Origin of the sequence: Ligilactobacillus cholophilus, assembly GCF_030389495.1 — a bacterium.
Taxonomy (GTDB): Bacteria; Bacillota; Bacilli; order Lactobacillales; family Lactobacillaceae; genus Ligilactobacillus; species Ligilactobacillus cholophilus.
The window spans coordinates 1,329,157-1,354,295 of sequence record NZ_CP127832.1 but is presented as its reverse complement, the minus strand read 5'-3'; the positions used below and the strand labels follow the sequence as shown (position 1 = coordinate 1,354,295).

The following is a 25,139-nucleotide window of genomic DNA, read 5'->3' as shown; positions in this document are numbered from 1 at the left end:
ATAAAAAGACTGCATACTAGATGCAGTCTTTTTTAGTGATAAATAAATGACAAAAAATACCAGATAATTTAAAATTAGACTAGCGTTTTTAAAATTTTTTATGATAATATATTGTGTAAAATATATTTATTAAAGGGTAGGGATGTTTTAGTGAAAGAAGTAAAAAAAGTATCTAAAAAGTACATTTATTTTTTTGGATCATTTGGTGGAATTCTTTTTGGTTATGATATTGGAGTAATGACTGGTGCATTACCATTTTTGCAAATTGATTGGAATATGCATTCAGCCTTTTGGGAAGGTTGTATTACTTCCTCACTAATGTTTGGTGCAATTTTTGGTGGAATGATGGCTGGTCATTTATCAGATAAAATTGGGCGGAAGAGGATGTTGTCATTATCTGCATTAATTTTTATTATCGGTTCATTATTATCGGCTATTGCACCAAATAATGGATATATATATTTAACGCTTGTTCGTGTATTTCTAGGGTTATCGGTTGGTGCAATTTCTGCTACAGTTCCAAACTATATGTCAGAAATGACTCCTGCTAAATCACGAGGCAGATTATCTGGAATTAATTTTACAATGATTGCCTTAGGGACACTATTATCTTATGTTGTTGATTATTTCTTGCAATATCTACCAGCATCATTTGCTTGGAGAACGATGCTAGGAGTTGCTGCAGTTCCTGCTTTAATTCTTTTCATAGGAAGTTTAAGATTACCAGGATCACCACGTTTCTTGATCAACCATAATCGAATTGACGAAGCACGTGAAGTAATTTCTTTGGTTCAACCTAAAGATCAAATTGAAAATGAAATCAAAGCAATTCAAAATATTAAAAAAGCTGAAGACCAAACTACAAATCAAACTAAGTTAATTAAAATGTTTACAGGAAAATATCGTTATTTAGTAATTGCCGGAGTTGGCGTAGCCGCATTCCAACAATTTATGGGAGTAAATGCAATTTTCTACTATATCCCATTAATTGTTGCTAAAGCTACAGGACATGCAGCATCATCAAATTTGATGTGGCCAGTAATTGAAGGTGCTATTTTATTATTAGCATCTTTCCTATTCTTAGCAATTGCAGATAAATTTAAGCGTCGCACCTTATTAATTTTAGGTGGGACTGGAATGGGATTATCTTTCATCTTGCCTGCAGTGATTAATACATTGTTTACTCATGTTAATCCATTGATTACTATCTTCTTCTTATGTATTTATGTTGGTTTCTATGGGTTTACATGGGCTCCATTAACATGGGTTATTGTTGGTGAAATTTTCCCACTTGCTATTCGTGGTAAGGCTAGTGGAACTGCTTCTTCATTTAACTGGGTAGGTGCCTTCTTAGTTGGATTATTGTTCCCAATTATGACTGCATCAATGTCACAAGAAACAGTTTTTGCTATTTTTGGAGTAATTTGTTTGATGGCAGTAGCCTTTATTATTTTTAAAGTACCAGAAACAAAGGGCAGAACGCTTGAAGAAATTGAAAAGAAATATGTAAAAGAATAAAAACTAAAAAAGTGCATCTTTTAATTTTAGGTGCACTTTTTTTAGTTAATATGTTTTAGTGTTATTCAAATTTTCTATTTTAAGCGAATTTAAGCATAATTAAGCTAAACACATTAGAATATATTAAATTAGCTTAAAACGCGAAATATCCGCCCTAAAATTGTTTTTATCTAAAAAAAAGGGTATAATTGTATAGTAAAAAGTCTGATTTTAAGGAGGTTTGCCAAATGCAAGAAGTAGTTTTGAAAACACCTTACATTACTTTAGGACAATTATTGAAAATTGTTGACGTAGTTTCATCTGGTGGCGAAGCTAAATGGTATTTAAGTGAGCATGAAATTTACGTTAATGATGAATTAGATAATCGTCGAGGACGTAAGTTATATCCAGACGACAAGGTGAAGTTGCCAAATGGTAAGACCTACGTCATGAGAAGTAGTGAAAACTAATGTATTTAAAGAATTTACAACTGCATCATTTTCGTAATTACGATAATCAATCAATTGATTTTTCACCATCAACAAATGTTTTGATTGGCGAAAATGCTCAAGGTAAAACTAACTTATTAGAATCAATTTATGTTTTAGCAATGACTCGAAGTCATCGTACAAGTAATGATAAAGAATTGATTGAATTTTCAAAGGATGCAGCCCAAGTTTCAGGAACTATTCAACGCAATTTAGGCCCCTTGAAATTAGAACTTGATATTGGAAAAAACGGAAAAAAAGCTAAAGCTAACCATATAGAAAAAGCCCGGTTATCAGAATATTTAGGACAAATGAATGTGATTTTATTTGCTCCTGAAGATTTAGCTTTAGTGAAGGGTTCACCAACTGTAAGGCGTAGATTTATTGATATGGAATTTGGCCAAATTTCGCCTAAATATTTACATGATTTAACGCAATATCGAAGTATTTTAAAACAGCGAAATCGATATCTTAAACAACTTCAAGTTAAAGAAGCTAGTGATAAGTTATATTTAGAAGTTTTATCTGAACAACTTGCAGCAGTAGGCGGTTCAATTATTAGTCAACGAATAAATTTTTTAACAGAGCTTGAGAAGTATGCACAAAAATTACATGCAGGAATTACTCAAGGTAATGAAAATTTAACGTTTAAGTATGAATGTGTTGTTAAAAATGTTGTCTCATTAACTGAATTGGAAATTAGTCAGAGTTTAATGAATCTGTATGAAAAAAATCAACAAAAAGAAATTTTTCAAGGAACTACTCTTTATGGTCCACATCGAGATGATGTAAAGTTTCTTGTAAACGATAAGAATGTTCAAGTATATGGATCACAAGGGCAACAGCGAACTACGGCTCTTTCAGTAAAGTTAGCTGAAATTGATTTAATGAAAAGTCAGACTAATGAATATCCAATTTTATTATTAGATGATGTTTTATCTGAATTAGATGGAGCTAGACAGACTCATTTATTAAAGACAATTCAAGATAAAGTGCAAACATTTTTAACAACTCCAGCGTTAAGCGATGTAGCACGTAATTTAATTAAGGAACCCAAGATTTTTTATATTAGTAAAGGTAAAGTAACAACTGATTCATCATTGAGAACACAGGTATTTTACCCAACGAAACAAAAGAAAACTCACTAGTTAGGAGTGGAATAATGGCAGACGATAAGCAATTGCAAGAAGAAAAAGAAGAAAAAGCCAAAGAGTATGATGCTAGTCAAATTCAAGTTTTAGAAGGACTTGAAGCTGTTCGTAAACGTCCCGGAATGTATATTGGTTCTACCAGCGAACAAGGTCTACACCACTTAGTATGGGAAATTATCGATAATGGGATTGACGAAGCTCTAGCAGGATTTGCAACTGAAATTAATGTTACTGTCGAAAAGGATAATAGTATTACAGTTAAAGATAATGGACGGGGAATCCCTGTTGATATTCAAAAAAAGACTGGTCGTCCAGCCTTAGAAACGGTATTTACTGTTCTTCATGCTGGTGGTAAATTCGGCGGTGGCGGATATAAGGTTTCTGGTGGACTTCATGGGGTAGGTGCATCAGTTGTTAATGCTTTATCTACTTCATTAGATGTTCGGGTAACGCGTGAAGGTGATCCTAATATTTATGGAATGGACTTTAAATTAGGTAAAGTTAATACTTCAATGCATGTAGTGGGACAAACTGGAATCCATGAACATGGGACAACAGTTCACTTTGTGCCAGATCCCGATGTATTTACTGAAACGACAGTATATAATATTAAGACTTTGACTACACGTATTCGTGAATTAGCATTCTTAAACAAAGGATTGAAAATTACAATCGATGATTTGCGTCCTGAAGAACCAACACATGAAGAGTTCCACTATATTGGCGGAATTAAACACTATGTTGAGTATCTTAATAAGGGGAAAGAAGTTATTTTCCCAGATCCAATTTATGTAGAAGGCGTTCAAAAAGGAATTACAGTTGAAGTCGCTTTACAATATACAAACGATTTCCACTCTAACTTATTAACTTTTACTAATAATATTCATACTTATGAAGGTGGAACTCACGAATCAGGATTTAAGACAGCTTTGACTCGTGTAATCAATGATTATGCACGTAAGACAAACTTATTAAAAGATAATGATCCTAATTTATCAGGTGAGGATGTACGTGAAGGACTAACAGCAGTTATTTCAGTTAAGCACCCTAACCCACAATTTGAAGGACAAACAAAAACAAAATTAGGAAATTCTGATGCTCGAGCAGCAACTGATAAGATTTTTAGTGAAGTTTTCAGTAAATTTATGATGGAAAACCCAACAGTTGCTAAAGAAATTGTTAATAAGGGAATTTTAGCATCTAAAGCACGTGTAGCAGCTAAACGTGCACGTGAAGTTACACGGAAGAAAAATGGACTAGAAATTTCTAATTTACCAGGAAAATTAGCAGATAATACAAGTAAAGATCCTGAAATTTCAGAATTGTTTATTGTCGAGGGGGATTCAGCTGGTGGTTCAGCAAAACAAGGTCGTTCTCGATTAACTCAAGCTATTTTGCCAATTCGTGGGAAAATTTTGAATGTTGAAAAAGCTAGTTTAGATCGAATTTTAGCCAATGAAGAAATTCGTTCATTGTTTACAGCATTAGGTACAGGATTTGGTGATGATTTTAACGTTGAAAAAGCAAATTATCATAAATTAATCATTATGACTGATGCGGATGTCGATGGGGCTCATATTCGAACATTGCTATTAACACTCTTTTATCGTTTCATGCGTCCAATGATTGAAAAGGGCTATGTTTACATTGCACAGCCACCTTTGTATCAAGTGCGTCAAGGTAAAATGATGCGTTATATCGATTCAGATGAAGAATTAGACGAAGTATTATCACAATTACCAGCATCACCTAAGCCAGTTATTCAACGATACAAAGGGCTTGGTGAAATGGATGCAGAACAACTCTGGGAAACAACTATGGATCCAGAAAAGAGACGTTTATTGCGTGTTAAATTATCAGACGCAGAAGAAGCTAATAACGTTTTTGAAATGTTAATGGGTAACCAAGTAGGCCCAAGACGTCAATTTATTGAAGAAAATGCAACATTTGTTGATAACTTAGATGTTTAATTAAAAAGTATTGCATATTTATATTGTTCGGGAAATTTTAGAAGGAGGTTCCTACAGTGGTAGATTTACCAAATCGAATTAAAGATGTGGATCTTTCAAACGTCATGCAAACATCATTCTTAGATTATGCAATGAGTGTTTTGGTAGCACGTGCTTTGCCTGACGTACGGGATGGTTTAAAACCAGTTCACCGACGGATTTTATATGGAATGAGCGAATTAGGAGTCACTCCAGAAAAGCCATATAAGAAATCAGCCAGAATTGTTGGGGAAGTAATGGGGAAGTTTCACCCTCATGGTGACTCAGCAATTTATGAATCAATGGTACGAATGGCTCAAGATTTTAGTTATCGTTACTTATTAGTTGATGGTCACGGAAACTTTGGTTCTGTTGATGGTGACGGAGCTGCTGCTATGCGTTATACCGAAGCAAGAATGTCAAAAATTGCAACGGAAATGCTACGTGATATTAATAAAGACACTATTGATTTTCAACCTAACTATGATGGTACAGAACGTGAACCTAAAGTATTACCAGCACGTTTCCCTAATTTATTAGTTAATGGAGCAACAGGAATTGCAGTCGGAATGACAACTAATATTCCACCTCATAACTTATCAGAAGTAATTTCAGCTATTCATATCTTAATGGATAATCCTGATGCTACAACAGCTGAATTAATGGAAGCAATTCCAGGACCAGATTTCCCTACTGGTGGAATTGTAATAGGAAAATCAGGAATTAGAAAAGCATATGAAACTGGAAAAGGAATAGTGATTTTACGTGCAAAAGTTGATATTGAAGAACAAAAGAATGGTAGACAACAAATTATTGTCCATGAATTGCCATACATGGTTAATAAGGCACGTTTAATTGAACGAATTTCTGAATTAGCACGAGAAAAGGAAATTGATGGAATCACTGCAATTCATGATGAATCTGACCGTGATGGAATGAGAATTACAATTGATATTCGACGCGATGTTAGTGCATCTGTGGTATTGAATAATTTATACAAGATGACATTGATGCAAACATCATTTGGATTCAATATGCTAGCAATTGTTGATGGTACTCCTAAAATTTTAAGTCTTAAGCAAATTCTACAATATTATTTAAAACACCAAGTAGAAGTAATTCGTAGAAGAACAGCATTTGACTTAAAGAAAGCTAAAGCACGTGCTCATATTTTAGCGGGATTAAGAATTGCGCTAGATCATATTCAAGCAATTATTGATATTATCCGTAATTCTGAAAGTGGAGATGTTGCTAAAGATCGCTTAATGAATGAATTTGATTTAAGTGACAAACAAGCACAAGCAATTTTAGATATGCGGTTAGTAAGATTAACCGGTTTGGAACGAAGTAAAGTTGAAGCCGATTATGAAAAGACAATGAAAGCAATTGCTGATTATGAAGATATTCTTGCTAGTCGTGAACGTATCAATGAAATTATTTATCAAGAATTACTTGATATTCAATCAAAATATGGTGATGAACGTCGCACAGAATTAATGGTTGGAGAAGTTACAAGTATTGAGGATGAAGATTTAATTGAAGAAGAATCTGTTGTAATCACTTTAACTCATAATGGATATATTAAACGACTACCAACTAGTGACTTTAAAGCACAACGCCGTGGTGGTCGTGGAGTTCAAGGAATGGGTGTCCATGATGATGACTTTATTGAACAATTAATTACAACTTCAACTCATGATGAGTTATTATTCTTCACTAATTTAGGTAAAGTGTACAGTATGAAGGGATATGAAATTCCTGAATACGGACGCTCTGCCAAGGGAATTCCGGTAATTAATTTGCTAAATATTGATGCAGGAGAAAAAATTGCTACGGTAGTCAATATTCCACATGATGACGATGAAGAACAAACAGCACAATATTTGTTCTTTACTACAAAAATGGGAACTGTTAAGCGGACCCCAGTGGAAGATTTTAGTAATATCCGTAAAAATGGTTTAAAGGCTATTAATCTTCATGATAATGATGAATTAATTAATGTTTCATTAACAGATGGACAACAAAATATAATCATTGGAACTCATTTAGGATATGCGGTTTCTTTCAAGGAAGAAAGCGTTCGTTCTATGGGACGTTCAGCAGCGGGTGTACGTGGAATTAGATTACGTGAAAATGACTATGTAATTGGATCAGATATTTTGGATAAAGACAGCGATGTTTTTGTAATTTCTGAAAAAGGTTATGGTAAACGGACTCCTGCAACAGAATATCCAATTAAGGGACGTGGTGGTAAAGGAATTAAAACATCAAATATTACTGCTAAGAATGGTCCATTAGCTGGATTAACAATTGTTCATGGCGAAGAAGATATTATGGTAATTACCAATAAAGGTGTCTTAATTCGATTTAATGTTGCAGATGTTTCTGAAACAGGCCGTGCAACATTAGGGGTTCATTTAATTAACCTAGAAGATGACGCAACTGTTTCAACAATTGCTAAAGTAGATCCTGAAGATGATCCTAAAGAACAAGAGCTCGAAAATGATGAAGAAAATGTAGATCAAGCAGCAGAAATAACAACTGATGATAATGATTTATTGAAAAAGGGCGTTCAAGATTTAGCAGATTGTGAAATAAATTACAATGAAGAACATCCTGAAAAATAGGCGTTGATACAGTTAACATTCCAGTTAAATGCTGGAATGTTTTTTTTATTGAAAATTTTTTTAAAAAAAAGGAATAAATTGCGAATATATAAAGTGTAGGGTAAATCAGGATCCTTATTGCAAAATAAAAATATAAATGCTATAATTTTACCTTGTAATACCTTGTTCTTTTAGATAATTAAAAGAACCAAAAGTCCATAAGGAGGTGCAAACACTATGACACATTATGAAATCACATACATCATCAACCCTTCACTTGATGAAGCAGCTAAGAATGAATTAGTTGAAAAATTCGATAACATTTTGAAGAATGATGGTGCTAAGATTATTGATTCAAAAGACTGGTCAAAGCGTCGTTTTGCATATGAAATTAACGGTTACACAGAAGGTATGTACCACATTGTAAACGTTGAAGCAGAAAATGCTGATGCAATTAACGAATTTGATCGTCTTTCAAAGATCAATGATGGTATTTTACGCCACATGATCGTAAAACGTGAAGACTAAAATAATAGAAGGAGGGCTTGACCTTGATTAATAGAGTAGTTCTTGTAGGTCGCTTAACTAAGGATCCTGATTTACGATACACTCAATCTGGCGTTGCAGTTGCAACTTTTACCCTTGCAATTGAACGGCAGTTTACAAATCAAAATGGTGAACGTGAAGCAGATTTCATCAATTGCGTTATTTGGCGTAAAGCTGCTGAAAACTTTGCTAACTTCACTCATAAAGGTTCAATGGTTGCTGTTGAAGGACGGTTACAAACACGTTCTTATGAAAATCAACAGGGAATCCGTGTATACGTAACAGAAGTTATTGTAGATAACTTTTCATTATTGGAAACTAAGGCACAATCAGAACAATACCGCCGTGAACATCCTAATCAAGGCGGCTCTTCAATGAATAACAATAATTCATCATTTGATAGCAATCCATACGGTAATCCAAATGGTGGTAACCAGGGTAATACATTTAATGGAAATGTTCAGACTGGTAACCTTGGAAGTAACAATTCAAATACTTCTGACAATAATGATGACCCATTTGCAGATAATGGACAACAAATTGATATTTCAGATGATGATTTGCCATTCTAATAATTGAGGAGGGAAATCACATGGCACAACAACGTCGTGGTGGTCGCCGCCGTCGTAAGGTAGACTACATCGCAGCTAACCATATCGAATACATCGACTACAAAGATACAGATTTATTACGTCGTTTTATTTCAGAACGTGGTAAAATCTTACCTCGTCGTGTAACAGGTACAAGTGCTAAGAACCAACGTAAGCTTACAGTAGCTATTAAGCGTGCTCGTATCATGGGCTTGTTACCATTCGTTGCTGAAGACTAATAATTAGCTTAAAAGCTGGAAAAGACCCCTATCGGTTCTCCGACAGGGGTCTTTTGTTGAATTTGATGGTTATTTTCCCTCTTAGTTGACTAGCTGAAAATTCAATACTAATTTCATGATCACTTCTTTCGTGGCTAATGATAAACTATGGACCTAATTTTAAGTCAAATAAAATCGCAATTATTTTTCGTTTACAATTGTAAACATTAAACATATACTTAGGTTAAATATGAGATTGAGGAGTTTTTTTTAATGGATAAAAAACAAATGAAACATGATGAAATGCAGCATATGCATCATGAGATGAATCATGACATGCACATGGGCCATCATGAGATTATGGATCATTGCAATATGAATAACATGGACATGGGAAACGGCCGCATGATGCATATGGGGAATATGAAACGCAAATTCTGGGTATCATTGATTTTAACGATTCCGATTATTTTAATGACCCCATTTATGGGAATGCACTTACCATTTGAAATCACTTTTCCTGGTTCAGCATGGGTAGTATCCATTTTAGGAACCATCATCTTTTTCTATGGTGGCTCACCATTTTTCAGTGGAGCTAAAAGCGAATTAGCTAATCGTAAGCCGGCAATGATGACGTTAATTACGATGGGGATTACGGTAGCATATGTTTATAGTATTTATTCAGTGATTCAACAGCAGCTTTTTGGTAACGATCATGTGATGAGTTTTTTCTGGGAGCTTTCAAGTTTGGTAGTAATTATGTTACTGGGTCACCGAATTGAAATGAGTGTGGAAATGAAAGCGAGTTCTTCACTTGATTCTTTGGTAAAATTACTGCCTAAAAAAGCCCACAAGCTCGTTAATGGTGAGGTTCATGATTTATCTTTAAAAAAGATCAAAGAAGGTGACTTATTACAAGTATTGGCCGGAGAAAAGATGCCTGCTGATGGGATTGTTATTGACGGAAATTCAACTGCTAATGAATCAATGGTTACTGGTGAAGCCCGTGCAGTTGCTAAAAAGAAAGGGGATAAAGTCGTTGGTGGCTCAACTAATGGCAATGGAACCTTAACAATTAAAGTTACTGGAACAGGCGAAAGCGGTTATTTGGCACAGGTAATGAAGTTAATTAGCGATGCGAAGGCAACTAAGTCAGAGCAAGAAAATATGGCGGATAAAGTGGCTGGAACATTATTCTACGCCGCAGTAACGATTGCATTAATTGCCTTTGTAGTTTGGTTGCATTTACGTGGCTTATCATATGCATTGTCTGTTGCCGTAGCTACATTAGTTGTTGCATGTCCGCACGCATTAGGATTAGCGATTCCATTGGTTGTTGCACGCAGTACCGCAATTGCTGCTCGGCAAGGATTATTAGTTCACAATCGAAATGCAATGGAACAGGTAAAAGAACTTAAGTATGCTTTGATGGACAAGACAGGAACATTAACAGAAGGTAATTTTAAAGTACAACAAGTAAAATCTTTAGATAATACTGTAAGTGATGATCAAGTGTTGCAAATGATGGCTGATTTGGAAATGAATTCTAGTCATCCATTGGCAGTTGGGATTATGGATGCTACTAAGGCTAGTCAACTTGAAGTTAAAGCAGCTGTTGATGTTGAGCAAATAACTGGAATTGGATTGCAAGGAAAAATTAATGGCCAGGAATACAGTTTGGTTTCAGCTAATGGATTGAAAAAAGAAGGTTTAGCAGTTCCTGCACTTTCAGATTTACCTGTCGCAAGCACAGTTAGTTACTTGGTTGGTAATGGCAAAGTATTAGGGTATGTAGCTCAAGCAGACACAGTAAAATCTGATTCTAAACAATTTGTGGCTGAATTGAAACGTCAAGGAATTACACCAGTAATGCTTACAGGTGATAATGAAAAAGCCGCTCAAGCAGTTGCCCATGAATTAGGAATTACGGAAGTACGGGCAGAATTAATGCCTGAAGACAAGGAAAAAATTGTTCGTGAATACCAACAAAAAGGAAAAGTGATGATGATTGGTGATGGAATCAATGATGCTCCAAGTTTGACACGTGCAGATATAGGTGTGGCAATCGGTTCAGGAACAGATGTGGCAATTAATTCAGCTGATATCGTTTTAGTTAAGAGTCATCCAACTGATGTATTGAAATTTTTGAAAATTGCTCGTAAGACAACTTTGAAAATGACTGAAAATCTTTGGTGGGGAGCAGGATATAACATTATTGTATTACCATTAGCCGCAGGAATTTTGGCGCCATTTGGATTTATTTTAAGTCCAGTGGTTGGGGCAATTGTAATGTCATGTTCAACAATTATTGTGGCTTTGAATGCAATGACCTTGAAATAATTTATGAAAACTCGTTCTTAATATAATCTTAATAAGAAATACGTTTTTCGAAAGCTAAAATTCACAATTTAATTGTAAATATGGACAACAAATTGATATTTCAGATGATGATTTGCCATTCTAATAATTGAGGAGGGAAATCACATGGCACAACAACGTCGTGGTGGTCGCCGCCGTCGTAAGGTAGACTACATCGCAGCTAACCATATCGAATACATCGACTACAAAGATACAGATTTATTACGTCGTTTTATTTCAGAACGTGGTAAAATCTTACCTCGTCGTGTAACAGGTACAAGTGCTAAGAACCAACGTAAGCTTACAGTAGCTATTAAGCGTGCTCGTATTATGGGCTTGTTACCATTCGTTGCTGAAGATTAATAAACAAAAAAAGACTATGGATTTAATCCATAGTCTTTTTTATTATTCATTTACCATAATCCTACTAACATGAGAAAACCAGGAATCCAAGCAGTGAAAATTCCTTCAAGGACTCCTAAGTATCCGACAAATTTTCCGAGATTTTTATGAAGGTTATTTTCAATAAATCCAGTTAACCATAAAATTCCCCAAGCCCACCAGATTATGCCATATAGTGGATTACCACCATAATTATGGAAACAGAGAATGCCAGCTGGAATTGTGTTAATAGCAACAAAGAGTGAGTACCAACCATAAAGTCTTTGGTCTAAATGAAAAATTGAATTAATAGCTATGTAAAGATATGTAAAAGCAAAAAGCAATCCCGTTGCACAAGCGTAAAACCATTCAGGATTTTTACCTACACAAGCACCATATCCAATAGCAATAATATTAAGGATTAATCCTAGACTTCCTGTAAAAATATTCATTACTGCAATTGATTTATCCTTAATACCTTCAAGTCGATAAAAACCATTACTCATTAAAACCATACCAACATATAATAATATAACGCCAAGCATTTAGTCGTCCTCCTTACCATCGTATGTTTGATTTAATAAGGTCTGATCTAAACCTTTGATTTGTTGTTCTCTAGTTGTTCGAATATTAGTAATATGGTCAAGGATGTATAAGATAATGAAAGTGATTACCATATCATAAATAGCAACTAAAAGTACACCAAATAATTGAATCCAAAATTGGTGCCAACCAGCTTGAATGCCATTAATTAAAGGACTTGCAAAACAACCAATTGCGATTGTTCCAAGTAAACCGCCCATTCCATGGACTCCCCAAACATCAAGAGCATCATCCCAGCCCATTTTATTTGCAAATTGAACAAAGAAGAAGCAAACAATTGCTGCTAGAAATCCAATAATTAAAGCACCTAATGGTTTAACATAACCAGAAGCAGGTGTAATAGTAGCTAAGCCGGCAACTGCACCGACTAAAGGTTCTGTAAATGAGAATTTGTGACCATCGTGAAAATAAGCAATAATCGTCCATAAAATCATTGCAGCAATTGAAGCGACTGCAGTATTAGTAATGATAATTGCTGCTTTGTCACTTGCATTTAAAGTTCCGCCGGCATTGAAACCAAACCAACCAAAAAGAAGTAATGCAGCACCAATACCTACAAGTCCCATATTTGATGGTTTTTGTTTTGCTTTATTGTGTTCGATTCGTTTGCCAAGATATAAGATTGCAGCAAGACCACTGAAAGCTGCTGCGACGTGAATAACAGTTCCACCAGCAAAATCAACAAATCCCATCTTTTCAAGGAAACCGCCGCCCCAAATCCAATGAGCAACTGGGAAGTAAGCAAGAATCATCCAACAAATTAAAAATTTAATCCAACCGCCAATTGTTAGACGATCTGCAGCAGCCCCTGTCATTAAAGGTAATGTAATAATAGCAAACATTAATTGATACATGAAAAATAGAATGAATGGAATATAAGCTCCATAGTTATGATTGATATCAAATAATAGATTATGAAATGCAAAAAATTGAGCAGGATTACCAATAAAACCACCAATATCTTTACCAAAGACAAGGCTAAAACCACCAAAGATCCAAAGTAAACCGACAACTCCGATGGCAATAAAGGTTTGAAGCATCATTGTAAGTGAATTCTTTTTTTGAACAAGTCCACCATAAAAGAATGCAAGACCTGGTGTCATAACAAAAACAAGAATTGTAGATAGGAACATATAAGTTACATTTCCCATACTACTACCAATATTTAAAATATGTGTCATAAAAAAATCCTCCTAAATTGATTTGCAAATATAATGCAAACAAATTTCAATTACTACATATTAAGTAATAAAAAGTTTAAATACCTAATAACAACACCTATCATTTTTGAGAATCTGCCATGTAAAATCAAATAATTATACATAAAAGCTAATTATCTTTGCGTTAAACAGTTAGTTATTTAAACTTTATGACGGATATGATAAAAAAATAAATGTCATGAGGTTAAGTGTTTGATAAAAAATTCAAAGAAGGTGTAAAAATGCAATTAACTACTCGTGAACTTGAAAAAATGACAATTACAATTGCAGGAATGGTTGCACAACAACGTAAAGATCGAGGCGTGAAACTTAATCATCCTGAAAGTGTAGCTTTAATCACGAATACTGTAATTGAAGCTGCTAGAGATGGTAAATCGATGAAAGAAGTTGTCGATTTAGGTAGTAAAGTTCTAACACGTGAAGATGTAATGGAGGGTGTTCCTGAAATGATTCCAATGATTCAAGTGGAAGCTACATTTACTGATGGGACAAAATTAATTACTCTTCATAATCCAATTCAATAGGGGTGAAAAAAATGATTCCAGGAGAATTTATTCTAAAGAAAGAAAAAATTAAATGTAATGCAGGTTACCCCGCAATTACTTTAAAAGTAAAAAATACAGGTGATAGAGCTGTTCAAGTTGGATCACATTTTCATTTTTATGAAGCTAATTCAGCTTTAGATTTTGATAGAGATAAAGCTTGGGGAAAAAGACTAGATATCCCAGCAGGAACAGCTGTCCGTTTTGAAGCGGGCGATGTAAAAGAAGTAAATTTAGTTGATTTTGGTGGCAAACGTCGCATCTTTGGATTCAATGATAAAGTCGACGGTTTCTTGGATGGTGCTAAAGCTCCAGCAGGAGACCCTGAAACAATTACAGCAGAACGTGAACAAAACCAAGAATTAGCAAAAGAAAATAAATAAGTAGAAGGAGGTTAATATAATGAGTTTTGAAATGGACCGAAAAACATACTCACAAATGTTTGGACCAACAACTGGCGATAGTATTCGTTTAGGTGATACAGATCTATATGCCAAAATTGAAAAAGACTATACAGTATATGGTCAAGAAAGTAAATTTGGCGGTGGTAAAGTTTTACGTGATGGTATGGGAGTTAGTGGAACTGCCTTACGTAAAACAGATTTAGAAGTTGCTGACATGATTTTAAGTAATGTAGTAATCATTGATTACACTGGCATTTATAAAGCTGATATCGGAATGCGTGATGGAAAAATCATCGCAATTGGAAAGGGTGGTAATCCTGATACAATGGATGATATCGACTTTATTGTAGGTGCAAGTACAGAAGCCTATAACGGTGACGGGATGATCGTAACTGCTGGTGGGATTGATACACACTGTCACTACATTACACCAGAAATTGCCGAAATGGCATTAGATAATGGAATCACTACTTTATTTGGCGGTGGAACTGGTCCAGCAAATGGAACTTGTTCAGCAACATGTGCACCTGGTGCATATAACCTGGGAAATATGTTACAAGCATTTGAAACTCTTCCAGTTAATGTTGGTTGCTACGCTAAGGGAAGTGGAGTAACACCTGAAACGACAGCAGAGCAAATCCAAGCAGGTGCTTGTGGAATTAAAGTTCATGAAGACTGGGGAGCAACAGCTTCAACAATTGACCATGCATTAAGCGCAGCAGACGAATATGATGTTCAATTGGCCGTTCATACTGACTCATTAAACGAAGGTGGCTTCGTTGAAAATACATTAAATGCTATTAAAGGAAGAACAATCCATTCATACCATACAGAAGGTGCTGGTGGTGGCCACGCTCCTGATATCATGGTTGTCTGTGGTCAAAAGAACGTTCTTCCTTCATCTACAACACCAACTAATCCATATACAAAGAATGAAGTAGCAGAACTATTTGATATGACAATGGTTTGCCACAGTCTAGATCCAAATGTTCCAGAAGATGTTGCATTTGCTGAATCACGTGTACGTAAACAAACAATTGCTGCTGAAGATGTTTTACAAGATATGGGAGCAATTAGTATGATGTCAGCCGATGCAATGGCAATGGGACGTGTTGGTGAAGTTGCAATGCGTTCATGGCAAGTTGCAGATAAAATGAAACGACAAAGAGGACCACTAGATGGCGATTCAGAATATGATGATAATAACCGTATTAAGCGCTATGTAGCTAAATATACAATTAATCCAGCTATTACAAATGGGGTTGCAGATTATATTGGATCAATTGAAGTTGGTAAATATGCCGACTTAGTACTATGGGATCCTAAATTCTTTGGTACAAAGCCACAAGCTATTTTCAAGAATGGAGTTGTTAGCTATGGCAATATGGGTGATGGTGGTTCAAGTCTACCAACACCAGAACCAAAGAAGATGACTAAGTTATTTGGTGCAACAGGAAAATCATTAAGTTCAACTCATATGACATTTGTTTCAACATATGCATATGAACATGGCATTAAGAAAGATTTAGGTTTAGACAGAATTGTTTTACCAGTTCATAATACACGTGATTTAACAAAACGTGATATGAAACTTAATGCTTACACACCAAAGACAATTGCAATCGATCCACAAAAATTTACCGTTACAATTGATGGAAAAGAAATAACATGTGAACCTAATGATCATATTTCATTAGCACAACGTTACTATCTCTACTAAAAAATGTCGAAACTATGTCGTCTTATCAGTCGACATAGTTTTGTTTCAGGACTTGAGTTTTATGAATTCGAGTCTTGAAACAAAACTCAAATAAAGGGGGGCAATTTCATGGAAATTTTTGACGATGTTCAAGGAAACATTCATGACTTGCATAATATTGAAAATTATCATATTGAAACGATAATTTTAAAACCAGAAGCTTTAAAAAAAGCAATTCAGCGGGTGAAATCTGATCATGGAAATGAATATGGAATTCGTGTGAATCGAGATATTCTACCTTTACATGATGGGGATATTTTAAAAAACGACGGGCATAATATTGTTATGATTCATACTATGTCTCAAGAAATGATTGTAATTACTCCAGATGGAATTGATCAAATGGGAAGAATTGCACATTTATTAGGTAATACACATAAACCAGTAAAAATTGAAAATGGACAAATTATATTAGAACGAGATCCCGTTGTAGAGAAAATATTAGTACACAATCATATTAATTATGACATAAAGGAAATGACACTCAATGAACCATTGAGTTATGCGGATTTAAGTTATGAAGAATAAAGAAATATACCAACATATACGCAAAATGTTAGAAGTTTTTCAGATTTGTGATTCAACGTTTCCAATTGGAACTTTTAATCACTCATATGGAATGGAAACATATTTACGTGAGAATAAAATAAAAGACAACGATAGTTTTAAAAAATGGATGGAGACCTTCTTGAAAACTCAATTTAAATGGGGTGAAGGGCTTCTTGTTAGATTAACTATGGAAGCATTAAAACAAAACGATATTGAAAAAATTTGGCAATACGATCAAAAAATTACTAAATCAAGTGCAGCTATTGAAACACGTAAAGGTGCCAGATTAATTGCTGAGCAAATGATTATTTTAATTTTAAAAATATACGGGAAAGATGATTCCCCAATGATTAAATTAATTCGAGAATATCAAGAAAGAATAAAAAAAGAAGAATCATTTGGTAATCCAGCAATTGTTTTTGCCATGTTTATGACATATGAAGATTTAGATGAAATCGAAAGTGTCAGTTACTATGGCTACAGTATTGTTACAACAATGATTCAAAATGCAGTGCGGGCAATTCCATTAGGACAAAAAGCAGGTCAAAAAATTATGCATGATATTTTTTCAGATGTTTTGACTGTATGTCAGGAAATTTTCACAATGGATGAAAATCTGTTAGGAGCAAATGTTCCTGGAATTGAACTAGCACAGATCAATCATGAAACAACGATTTTCAGACTATTTATGTCTTAATTCAGAAAGGAAGAAATATGATGACAAAACCAGTTATTATTGGTGTTGGAGGTCCAGTAGGGTCAGGTAAAACAACATTATTAGAAGACATTACAAAGGATTTATCAAAAAAATATCAAATCGCAGTAATTACAAATGATATCTATACTAAAGTTGATGAGGAATATATGAAGGAACATTCTGTATTACCAGACGATATGATTATGGGGATTGAAACAGGTGGCTGTCCTCATACTGCAATTCGAGAAGATGCATCAATGAATTTAGCCGCAATTGATGAACTAGAAAAAAGAAATCCTAACTTGGATTTGATTTTTGTTGAAAGTGGTGGTGATAACTTAGCTGCAACCTTTAGTCCAGATTTAGTTGATTTTTCAATTTATATCATTGGAGTTCCAGAAGGCGAAAAAATTCCACGAAAAGCAGGACAAGGAATGATCAAGAGTGATTTGTTTATCATTAATAAAACAGATTTAGCACCATATGTTGGCGCTGATTTAAAACGAATGAAGTCAGATACTGAAAAGTTTCGTGATGATGATAGTTTTATTTTTACAGATCTTAGAAAAGGCGAAAATGTTAAGCAAGTCGAAAATTGGATTGAACGTAATTGCTTATTAGTTGATGTAAAATAGGTGATTTTAATGGAAAAATATGATGGTTATACTGAATTTTCAGTTAAAAATTTAAATCAGCGCTCAATTGTTGATAAATATATTTTTAGTGGGCAATCAAAAATTTCAGCGCGTATGAATTTAAATAATGAAGATACCTTATGTTATTTTTTAATAACGATGGGTGGGGGAATAACCCAAGGAGAACGTTATTTAACTAAAATTCATTTAGGAGAAAATAGTCGTGCAATTTTGTCAACACAAGCTCCTACATATATTTTTAAATGCGAAGATGGGAGAATCAGTAAACAATTTTTTGAAATTCAATTAGATCAGGATAGTATTTTAGAATACTTACCAGATAATGTAATCCCATATAAACATTCAAACTATGAGCAAGTTAGTTCAATTAAAGTAGCTAAAGGAGCAAGTTTAATTTACACTGATGGAATTACTGCAGGATGGTCTCCTGATGGTGCTGATTTTCGTTATGATTATGTTCATATGGATACTCAATTATACTATGATGGAAAACTAATGTATGGCGATAATATGATTTTAGATCCGAGTGCATTTGATTTGTCAGATTTAGGATTATATGATAAATATCGAAATTATAGTAGCTTGATTGCAGTAAATGAACAAATCGATGAGGCTTTTGTAAATGAAATGCAAAAACAAATCGTTAAGGATAAAAAGTGTAATTTAGGGATTTCAAAATTGGAAGGACCTGGATTAGTGATGCGAATTTTAGGTGAGAATATTGATGTTAATCGCCAAAAAATTTTTGAAGCCACAAATTATTTACGTCAAAAACTTTTCAATTCACCAGAATTGAAATTACGTAAAGATGCAGCAATTCGAGCATAATTCTTAGAAAGGAGAAAACTAATGCATATTCCTGAGAATTATCTTAGTCCCGCAACGTGTGCAACAATGATCGCAGCAATGGCACCAGTATGGTATGTTTCAGCTAAAAAAGTGAAAGTTCAAATTGAAGAGAAAAAAGAAAATCTAGTACAGCTAGGAATTGGAGCTTCATTAGTATTTTTAATAATGATGTTTAATATTCCTGTTCCAGGTGGAACAACCGCTCATGGAGTAGGGGCAGTTTTATTAGCTATTTTATTAGGGCCGTATAGTGCGTGTCTGGCAGTAACGTTAGCATTAGTTGTACAAGCGTTTTTATTTGGAGACGGTGGTATTTTATGTATTGGGGCAAATGCCTTTAATATGGCTTTTATCATGCCTTTTGTAGGTTATGGCATTTTCCTAATTTGTAAGAAGATATTTAGAAAATTTGGAGATAAGATAGGAGCATTTGCTGGAGGATATTTGGGGATAATTGCTGCCTCCTTAACATGTGCGATTGAATTAGGAATACAACCAATATTATTTAAAAACTCTGTTGGACAACCACTTTATTGTCCTTATCCATTAAAAATTACAATTCCCGCAATGGTAGGAGTTCACTTAATTATTGGATTGGTTGAAGGCGGAATTACCCTTGCTGTTTATGCTTATATAAAGAAGGTTGCTCCGCAAACGATTTATCATTCTGAAGATTATGTTAAAGCAAGTAACGTAAAGAGTGAGAGAAAATGGAGTAAAGCACTTTTGCCAATAATTATAGTTGCATTATTATTGTGTCCATTAGGATTGATTGCATCAGAACCTGCATGGGGAGAATGGGATGGCACAGATATTATGACTCAATTAAGAAAGTATAATTTACCAGCTGTTATGCCAAAAGCCTTTACACATAATAATGGATATCATGCTATTTTTGACGGTTATGCGATTCCAGGAATGTCACATGGGGTAAGCCTTGCTTTGGGATATATATTATGCGCAGCAAGTGCAATAATTATATTTCTATTAATTGCCAAAATAATCCAAGCAATTATTCATAAAGATATCAGAGAATAAGGTGAGTAAATTGCGATTATCAGATTGGATGATGGAAAAGACAGACTATCAACCTAATATAAAAAAAGAAAGCCTGTTTAAAAATAATCAGATTATTTCAAATTTGTTAGCTAAGCTTCAAGTAGAGAGCAAAGTTATTCAAGCACATCGGTTTCATCCGATAGTATATTTGACTAATGTGATCTTAGTTTCTTTTATTCTATGTTACAGCTATAATCCATTAGTTATTTGGCTAGTAGGCTTGTATGAAGGTGTTCTTTTACTAAGACAATCTAGTGTGGTTATTTTAAAAATTATAAAACGATGTTCTGCTTTATTACTTTTAAATTTAGTTTTATATATTCCTGCATTTATTATGGGAAATGGTAGTTGGTTTTTTATTTTAAAAATGTTTTTAGTATTTGTTACATTGATTACATATGCAACTACAACTCCAATATATGATTTTTTAACAGCATTGAAGCAGTTACATGTACCAGACTTTATTATTTTTCAAGTAGATATTTTTATAAAACATCTGCATGTTTTAGGAAATTTTTTATTGCAAATGTTGAGGGCTATTGAAGCACGTTCAGTTGGATCAAATAAAAATCAGCATAAAATTTTAGGGGTTATATTTGGTAATTTATATTTAGAGATGGTAAAGTTTGGTAAAGAGCTTTACAATGCCTTAGAGGCACGTGCATTTACTGGAAAGTATGAATATATGGTGCACAAATTAAATATAAACGATTATTTACTAATGGGATGTGAATTAGTAATTTTGATAATCGTTATTGTAATGTAAAAAAGTAAAGGATAAAGATATATGTTTGAAATCAAAGACTTAGGGTTTAATTATGGTAAAAAAGTAGTTTTTCATGATATTTCGTTTACCATTAATGAAGGCGATTTTTTGTGTTTAATGGGACCGAATGGAAGCGGAAAGACAACTTTTTTACAAATGTTAGAGGGCTTTTTAGTGCCTCAACATGGAGAAATCAGTTATAAGGGAATGAATCTTAGAAAATGGCTAGATAAGCCTATAACAAAGAAAAAATATCATCAACAAGTTGGGATTTTATTTCAGAATGTAGATATTCAGTTATTTAACTCAACGGTATATGATGAAATTGCGTTTGGCCCTAAGCAAATGAATTTATCACAAGAAGAAGTTGATGAAAGAGTAAATGATTGTTTACGTCTTTTTAATTTAGAACATTTAAAAGATAATGTTCCTTATCATTTATCAGGAGGCGAAAAAAGGATGGTTGCTTTAGCAAGTGTCCTTGCTTTGAATCCTCAAGTGATTCTTCTTGATGAACCATTAATTGGTTTAACTAATGATAATCGGCAAAAAATGCTTCATATCTTTAAGCAATTAAATCAGATTGGCAAAACGATTATTTTGATCACGCATTATTATCAACAAATTAAAGAGTTAGCATCTGATTATTTAATTTTTAAAGATGGTACAGCACAACATAAAACGCAAGATGAATTACAGGAAAGTCCTGATTTAATTGAACAAGTTGAAAAATATTAAATATAGAACCATGAATAATTTCATGGTTCTTTTACTATATTGAAATTTTTGAAAATAATGATTAAATTGGGAAATGAAAATATTTGAAAATCAATCATAAAAATACTAATAATAATAAATTGATATACCCAAATAATTGGTTAAATCGCAATCTTAACACTTTTTTAAACAAATAAGCGCTTTTTTAGCATCAAAATTCACAGAAAATTCACAATTTAATTGTAAATTATGAATATAGCCTGATAGAAAAGGCCGAAACATTTTCATTACTTTTTCTCCCCTGAAAAGTAGTTGATTACAAATCATGAAACTCAAGCTTCCCCTTTGAGATTTCATAAAATATACTCCTTTTTTCTTCGCAGTTTTCTGCGGAGTTTTTTTTATCTAAAAATTAAATTATAAGAGGATGATTTTTGATATTTAACTAGTGTAAAATAATAAATGCACCAATTTTTAATACGATTCAATTAAAAATTAGTTAGTTTTTCATACTTTCACTTCTTGGTTAATGAGGTTATTATGAAATAGGAGTTTTTAATTTGGTATACCCATTGCAAATAAATTAACATTGTCAATGTTATATTAAATTTAGCAAGTTAAAAAGTTTGCATTTTAAACTAACTATGAACTATAATCGAAAAATATTTAAGGAGGAATATATTATGAAAGATATTATTGTAGTAACAACGGAAAATATTCCAGGACATCAATATGAAGTGATTGGAGAAGTTTTTGGGGTAACAACGCAATCAAAAAATCTTTTTAAAAATATAGGGGCAAGTTTAAAAAATGTTGTTGGTGGCGAAATCAAAGCTTATACTGAAATGATTCATGAAGCTCGAAATAAAGCTATTACTAGATTAAAAAATGAAGCACGAGAACAAGGTGCTGATGCTGTAGTAATGATGCGTTTCGATTCAGGATCTATTGGGGGAGATATGCAATCAGTCGTTGCATATGGAACGGCGGTGAAATTTATTGACTAATGATATAGATGATATTATTACATTGGCCAAGAATTATTTAGCAGATGATCCAACAGGGCATGATTTTTTGCATTTACAGCGAGTTGATAAATTAGCGGTAATGATGTATCGAAAAGAACATCCAACAGATTATCATGGAATTAAACTGATTCATATAATGTGTTATTTACATGATTTAATTGATGAAAAACTTACTTCTCAAGTTGAAGAACGTTTAAATGAGATAAAGCAGTTAAAAACAATTGAATTATTATCAAAAGAAGATCGCGAAAATGTATTTGATACGATTGAGAACATGTCTTATTCTAAAAATATAGAACAAGCGCATTTGTTATCAATTGAGGGAAAATATGTACAGGATGCAGATAGATTGGATGCATTAGGTGCGATTGGTATCGCTAGGGCATTTGCGTATGGAGGCTACCATCATAGGTTGATTTATAGTGATGAGAAGCCACACGATTTTAAGTCAGCTAATGAATATCATCAGTATCAAGGAACAACTATTAATCATTTTTACGAAAAGCTATTAAAACTTGAAAATAAAATGAATACTGAAATTGGTTTAAAGATTGCTCATGAACGAACAGAATTTATGAAACAATTTTTAACTGAATTTTTTACAGAAGTTCAAGAATAATGATTATTGGAGGTAAAAATAGTGACAGAAGAATTAAATGGAAAAGTTGCACTTGTAACGGCAGCTAGTCGAGGAATTGGTTTAGCTATTACTAAAGAATTAGTTGAAAATGGTGCAATTGTTTATATGGCAGTACGTGATAGCGAAAAAAATCGTAATTTGACAGCAGAACTACATGCTGAGAACGATAAATTCCGCAGTGTAATTTATAATGCTTTTGATTTTGATACATATGAACCAATGATTGAAAAGGTCGTTGAAGAAGCTGGTCATTTAGATATTTTAGTAAATAATTTTGGAACAACTGATATTCAAAAGGATACAACATTAGCTGATGGAGATAGCGAAGTCTTTTTTGATATTGTAAATAAAAATATTGCAAGTGTATACTACACTTCTAAATATGCAGTTAAAGCAATGAGAACACAAGAAAATGGGGGAAATATTATTAATATTTCTTCTATTGCAGGAACAACTCCTGATATTAGTCGTTTAGCTTATGGGGTTTCTAAAGCAGCAATTAACTCACTAACACAACAAACAGCAGTTGAATATGCGCGTAATAAAATTAGAGCTAATGCGATTTTACCAGGTTTTGTTGGAACTGATGGTGCATTACAAAACATGTCAAAGAGCTTTTTAGATGGATTCTTAAAGAATGTACCATTAAATGAAATTGTTAAACCAGAAGATATTGCTAATTTAGTTGTATTTTTAGCAAGTGATAAATCTCGGTACATTACAGGAGAATTGATTCCAGTTGCTGGAGGATTTGGATTACCAACACCAATTTATGGTGATGTAGTTAATAATAACATTCAAGAAAGCTAATGATTAAGGAGACTATATTTATAGTCTCCTTTTTTTATAAAAAAAGAGGCTAAAATTATTGAGCCTCTTTATTTATGTTCAAAAACATAACCAAACCCACGTACTGTTTTAATGTACTTAGGATGGTCAGGATTAGGTTCGATTTTATCTCGAAGATGACTAACATGAATATCTACAATTCTAGAGGTACCAACTTCATCATAATGCCAAACTCCTTGAAGTAATTGATCACGAGAAAGAACTTGACCTTCATGTTTAATCAAAAATTGTAAGAGTTTAAATTCCTTAGGAGTAAGTCCTAAATCAACATCATCTTTTAGAACACGATAATGATCAATATCAATTAAAAGATCGTCAAATTTAAAGTGCTTATGATGTGTTATATGATGAGCTGCTGTTTCTTCTTTAGATTCAGATTCCAAATCTGTAAAATCCAAATCTTCATGTTCTACCAACTCAGGAATTGCTTTAGATGTGGCTAAAGTACGACTCCAAAGTAATTGTTGCATACGTACGATAATTTCTTCATATTCATATGGTTCAACAATGTAGTCATCAATATGAAGTGCAAAAAGTTTCATTTCATAATCAAGTTCTTTTTTGGAGGTTAACGTAATTATAGGTTTGTCAAAGTTGAGACGAATTTTTTGGATTAGCTTTAAAGTTTCATTTTTATTAGAAATATTGAGATCCCAAATTATCCCAGCGACATGTTTATGTTGAGTAAAGTCTAATACTTCATTTGGATCGGTAGTATTATAAACCATCCAACCATGATCATTACAGTATGTATTAAGTTTCATAAATAATGAAATATCTTTTGTAACTAAGATTAAACGATCCTCCATAACCGTTCTTCCTCCAAAAATCTAATATCATATACATTATACATTATAAATGAAATAACGAACTAGTTTCGGAAATATACAAAAATGATAAGAAATTTATCTATATTTTACATAAAAATATAATTTTACATAGGATTTACAGCTAATTAAATGGAACTTTACGTAACAT

General features: G+C 33.4%; 26 protein-coding genes. 23 read left to right on the top strand and 3 right to left on the bottom strand.

Translation table 11 applies throughout. The annotated features are described in order from the left end of the window. Positions 1 to 150: 150 nt before the first annotated feature. The 10 genes from QPK35_RS07025 (at position 151) to rpsR (QPK35_RS06980) (ending at position 11,805) form a co-directional block, all read left to right on the top strand. Complete coding sequence (locus tag QPK35_RS07025) at positions 151 to 1,518, top strand: sugar porter family MFS transporter (RefSeq protein ID WP_290033242.1); 1,368 nt, start codon at positions 151 to 153, stop codon at positions 1,516 to 1,518. Positions 1,519 to 1,745: 227 nt separating this feature from the next. After that, positions 1,746 to 1,967: a S4 domain-containing protein YaaA gene (yaaA, locus tag QPK35_RS07020; protein ID WP_290033241.1), complete on the top strand. Its 222-nt coding sequence runs from the start codon at positions 1,746 to 1,748 to the stop codon at positions 1,965 to 1,967. Next, complete coding sequence (recF, locus tag QPK35_RS07015) at positions 1,967 to 3,133, top strand: DNA replication/repair protein RecF (RefSeq protein WP_290033240.1); 1,167 nt, start codon at positions 1,967 to 1,969, stop codon at positions 3,131 to 3,133. The genes yaaA and recF overlap by 1 nt, the downstream gene beginning before the upstream one ends. Positions 3,134 to 3,147: 14 nt before the next feature. Then, positions 3,148 to 5,106 (top strand): DNA topoisomerase (ATP-hydrolyzing) subunit B, encoded by a 1,959-nt coding sequence (gene gyrB / locus QPK35_RS07010; protein WP_290033239.1) that lies wholly within the window; start codon positions 3,148 to 3,150, stop codon positions 5,104 to 5,106. A 56-nt stretch (positions 5,107 to 5,162) separates the two neighbouring features. Next, entirely contained in the window at positions 5,163 to 7,751 is a 2,589-nt protein-coding gene (gene gyrA / locus QPK35_RS07005; protein ID WP_290033238.1) for a DNA gyrase subunit A, read from the top strand. A 216-nt stretch (positions 7,752 to 7,967) separates the two neighbouring features. Beyond that, complete coding sequence (gene rpsF, locus QPK35_RS07000; protein ID WP_290033237.1) at positions 7,968 to 8,258, top strand: 30S ribosomal protein S6; 291 nt, start codon at positions 7,968 to 7,970, stop codon at positions 8,256 to 8,258. A gap of 23 nt (positions 8,259 to 8,281) precedes the next feature. After that, the gene (ssb, locus tag QPK35_RS06995) at positions 8,282 to 8,848 is read left to right on the top strand and encodes a single-stranded DNA-binding protein (RefSeq protein WP_290033236.1); all 567 of its coding nucleotides are present in this window, start codon (positions 8,282 to 8,284) and stop codon (positions 8,846 to 8,848) included. A 20-nt stretch (positions 8,849 to 8,868) separates the two neighbouring features. Beyond that, positions 8,869 to 9,105, top strand: a complete 237-nt coding sequence (gene rpsR, locus QPK35_RS06990; protein WP_003701427.1) for a 30S ribosomal protein S18 — start codon at positions 8,869 to 8,871, stop codon at positions 9,103 to 9,105. A gap of 267 nt (positions 9,106 to 9,372) precedes the next feature. Further along, positions 9,373 to 11,424, top strand: coding sequence for a copper-translocating P-type ATPase (locus QPK35_RS06985; RefSeq protein ID WP_290034267.1), 2,052 nt, complete (start codon positions 9,373 to 9,375; stop codon positions 11,422 to 11,424). Positions 11,425 to 11,568: 144 nt separating this feature from the next. After that, positions 11,569 to 11,805, top strand: coding sequence for a 30S ribosomal protein S18 (gene rpsR / locus QPK35_RS06980; protein ID WP_003701427.1), 237 nt, complete (start codon positions 11,569 to 11,571; stop codon positions 11,803 to 11,805). 50 nt (positions 11,806 to 11,855) lie between these two features. Here rpsR (QPK35_RS06980) and QPK35_RS06975 read toward each other — a convergent pair whose 3' ends face one another. After that, entirely contained in the window at positions 11,856 to 12,368 is a 513-nt protein-coding gene (locus QPK35_RS06975) for an AmiS/UreI family transporter (RefSeq protein WP_290033233.1), read from the bottom strand. After that, positions 12,369 to 13,607, bottom strand: a complete 1,239-nt coding sequence (locus QPK35_RS06970) for an ammonium transporter (RefSeq protein ID WP_290033232.1) — start codon at positions 13,605 to 13,607, stop codon at positions 12,369 to 12,371. A gap of 260 nt (positions 13,608 to 13,867) precedes the next feature. On the opposite strand from QPK35_RS06970, the gene QPK35_RS06965 reads away from it, so the two are divergent. From QPK35_RS06965 to hdhA, 13 genes are all read left to right on the top strand, one after another. Beyond that, on the top strand, positions 13,868 to 14,170 hold the full coding sequence (locus tag QPK35_RS06965; RefSeq protein ID WP_290034266.1) for an urease subunit gamma: 303 nt from the start codon (positions 13,868 to 13,870) through the stop codon (positions 14,168 to 14,170). Positions 14,171 to 14,181: 11 nt separating this feature from the next. After that, the gene (gene ureB, locus QPK35_RS06960) at positions 14,182 to 14,571 is read left to right on the top strand and encodes an urease subunit beta (protein WP_290033231.1); all 390 of its coding nucleotides are present in this window, start codon (positions 14,182 to 14,184) and stop codon (positions 14,569 to 14,571) included. A gap of 19 nt (positions 14,572 to 14,590) precedes the next feature. Beyond that, positions 14,591 to 16,312: an urease subunit alpha gene (gene ureC / locus QPK35_RS06955; protein WP_290033230.1), complete on the top strand. Its 1,722-nt coding sequence runs from the start codon at positions 14,591 to 14,593 to the stop codon at positions 16,310 to 16,312. 108 nt (positions 16,313 to 16,420) lie between these two features. Next, positions 16,421 to 16,879 (top strand): urease accessory protein UreE, encoded by a 459-nt coding sequence (locus QPK35_RS06950; RefSeq protein ID WP_290033229.1) that lies wholly within the window; start codon positions 16,421 to 16,423, stop codon positions 16,877 to 16,879. Continuing rightward, a complete protein-coding gene (locus QPK35_RS06945; RefSeq protein ID WP_290033228.1) occupies positions 16,869 to 17,597 on the top strand; it encodes an urease accessory protein UreF in 729 nt (242 codons plus the stop codon). Before QPK35_RS06950 ends, QPK35_RS06945 begins: the two co-directional genes overlap by 11 nt. Before the next feature lie 17 nt (positions 17,598 to 17,614). Continuing rightward, the gene (ureG, locus tag QPK35_RS06940) at positions 17,615 to 18,232 is read left to right on the top strand and encodes an urease accessory protein UreG (protein ID WP_290033227.1); all 618 of its coding nucleotides are present in this window, start codon (positions 17,615 to 17,617) and stop codon (positions 18,230 to 18,232) included. A 9-nt stretch (positions 18,233 to 18,241) separates the two neighbouring features. Next, positions 18,242 to 19,081, top strand: a complete 840-nt coding sequence (locus QPK35_RS06935) for an urease accessory protein UreD (RefSeq protein ID WP_290033226.1) — start codon at positions 18,242 to 18,244, stop codon at positions 19,079 to 19,081. Between the two features lie 21 nt (positions 19,082 to 19,102). Further along, entirely contained in the window at positions 19,103 to 20,140 is a 1,038-nt protein-coding gene (gene cbiM, locus QPK35_RS06930) for a cobalt transporter CbiM (protein WP_290033225.1), read from the top strand. 10 nt (positions 20,141 to 20,150) lie between these two features. Then, the gene (locus QPK35_RS06925) at positions 20,151 to 20,927 is read left to right on the top strand and encodes an energy-coupling factor transporter transmembrane component T family protein (RefSeq protein ID WP_290033224.1); all 777 of its coding nucleotides are present in this window, start codon (positions 20,151 to 20,153) and stop codon (positions 20,925 to 20,927) included. A 21-nt stretch (positions 20,928 to 20,948) separates the two neighbouring features. Next, complete coding sequence (locus QPK35_RS06920) at positions 20,949 to 21,665, top strand: energy-coupling factor ABC transporter ATP-binding protein (RefSeq protein ID WP_290033223.1); 717 nt, start codon at positions 20,949 to 20,951, stop codon at positions 21,663 to 21,665. A gap of 662 nt (positions 21,666 to 22,327) precedes the next feature. Continuing rightward, positions 22,328 to 22,651, top strand: coding sequence for a heavy metal-binding domain-containing protein (locus QPK35_RS06915; RefSeq protein WP_435302708.1), 324 nt, complete (start codon positions 22,328 to 22,330; stop codon positions 22,649 to 22,651). Beyond that, the gene (locus tag QPK35_RS06910; protein WP_290033222.1) at positions 22,644 to 23,291 is read left to right on the top strand and encodes an HD domain-containing protein; all 648 of its coding nucleotides are present in this window, start codon (positions 22,644 to 22,646) and stop codon (positions 23,289 to 23,291) included. The genes QPK35_RS06915 and QPK35_RS06910 overlap by 8 nt, the downstream gene beginning before the upstream one ends. 21 nt (positions 23,292 to 23,312) lie before the next feature. Continuing rightward, on the top strand, positions 23,313 to 24,122 hold the full coding sequence (gene hdhA / locus QPK35_RS06905) for a 7alpha-hydroxysteroid dehydrogenase (protein WP_290033221.1): 810 nt from the start codon (positions 23,313 to 23,315) through the stop codon (positions 24,120 to 24,122). 68 nt (positions 24,123 to 24,190) lie between these two features. Here the strand turns inward: hdhA and QPK35_RS06900 are convergent, their stop codons facing one another. Then, entirely contained in the window at positions 24,191 to 24,970 is a 780-nt protein-coding gene (locus tag QPK35_RS06900; protein ID WP_290033220.1) for a response regulator transcription factor, read from the bottom strand. Positions 24,971 to 25,139 lie beyond the last annotated feature (169 nt).

Coding starts and splice junctions, on each gene's coding strand:
- yaaA (WP_290033241.1), top strand. CDS start 1,746: ATGCAAGAAGTAGTTTTGAAAACACCTTACATTACTTTAGGACAATTA.
- recF (WP_290033240.1), top strand. CDS start 1,967: ATGTATTTAAAGAATTTACAACTGCATCATTTTCGTAATTACGATAAT.
- gyrB (WP_290033239.1), top strand. CDS start 3,148: ATGGCAGACGATAAGCAATTGCAAGAAGAAAAAGAAGAAAAAGCCAAA.
- rpsF (WP_290033237.1), top strand. CDS start 7,968: ATGACACATTATGAAATCACATACATCATCAACCCTTCACTTGATGAA.
- rpsR (WP_003701427.1), top strand. CDS start 8,869: ATGGCACAACAACGTCGTGGTGGTCGCCGCCGTCGTAAGGTAGACTAC.
- QPK35_RS06985 (WP_290034267.1), top strand. CDS start 9,373: ATGAAACATGATGAAATGCAGCATATGCATCATGAGATGAATCATGAC.
- rpsR (WP_003701427.1), top strand. CDS start 11,569: ATGGCACAACAACGTCGTGGTGGTCGCCGCCGTCGTAAGGTAGACTAC.
- QPK35_RS06975 (WP_290033233.1), bottom strand. CDS start 12,368: ATGCTTGGCGTTATATTATTATATGTTGGTATGGTTTTAATGAGTAAT.
- QPK35_RS06970 (WP_290033232.1), bottom strand. CDS start 13,607: ATGACACATATTTTAAATATTGGTAGTAGTATGGGAAATGTAACTTAT.
- QPK35_RS06965 (WP_290034266.1), top strand. CDS start 13,868: ATGCAATTAACTACTCGTGAACTTGAAAAAATGACAATTACAATTGCA.
- ureB (WP_290033231.1), top strand. CDS start 14,182: ATGATTCCAGGAGAATTTATTCTAAAGAAAGAAAAAATTAAATGTAAT.
- ureC (WP_290033230.1), top strand. CDS start 14,591: ATGAGTTTTGAAATGGACCGAAAAACATACTCACAAATGTTTGGACCA.
- QPK35_RS06950 (WP_290033229.1), top strand. CDS start 16,421: ATGGAAATTTTTGACGATGTTCAAGGAAACATTCATGACTTGCATAAT.
- QPK35_RS06945 (WP_290033228.1), top strand. CDS start 16,869: ATGAAGAATAAAGAAATATACCAACATATACGCAAAATGTTAGAAGTT.
- ureG (WP_290033227.1), top strand. CDS start 17,615: ATGATGACAAAACCAGTTATTATTGGTGTTGGAGGTCCAGTAGGGTCA.
- QPK35_RS06935 (WP_290033226.1), top strand. CDS start 18,242: ATGGAAAAATATGATGGTTATACTGAATTTTCAGTTAAAAATTTAAAT.
- cbiM (WP_290033225.1), top strand. CDS start 19,103: ATGCATATTCCTGAGAATTATCTTAGTCCCGCAACGTGTGCAACAATG.
- QPK35_RS06920 (WP_290033223.1), top strand. CDS start 20,949: ATGTTTGAAATCAAAGACTTAGGGTTTAATTATGGTAAAAAAGTAGTT.
- QPK35_RS06915 (WP_435302708.1), top strand. CDS start 22,328: ATGAAAGATATTATTGTAGTAACAACGGAAAATATTCCAGGACATCAA.
- QPK35_RS06900 (WP_290033220.1), bottom strand. CDS start 24,970: ATGGAGGATCGTTTAATCTTAGTTACAAAAGATATTTCATTATTTATG.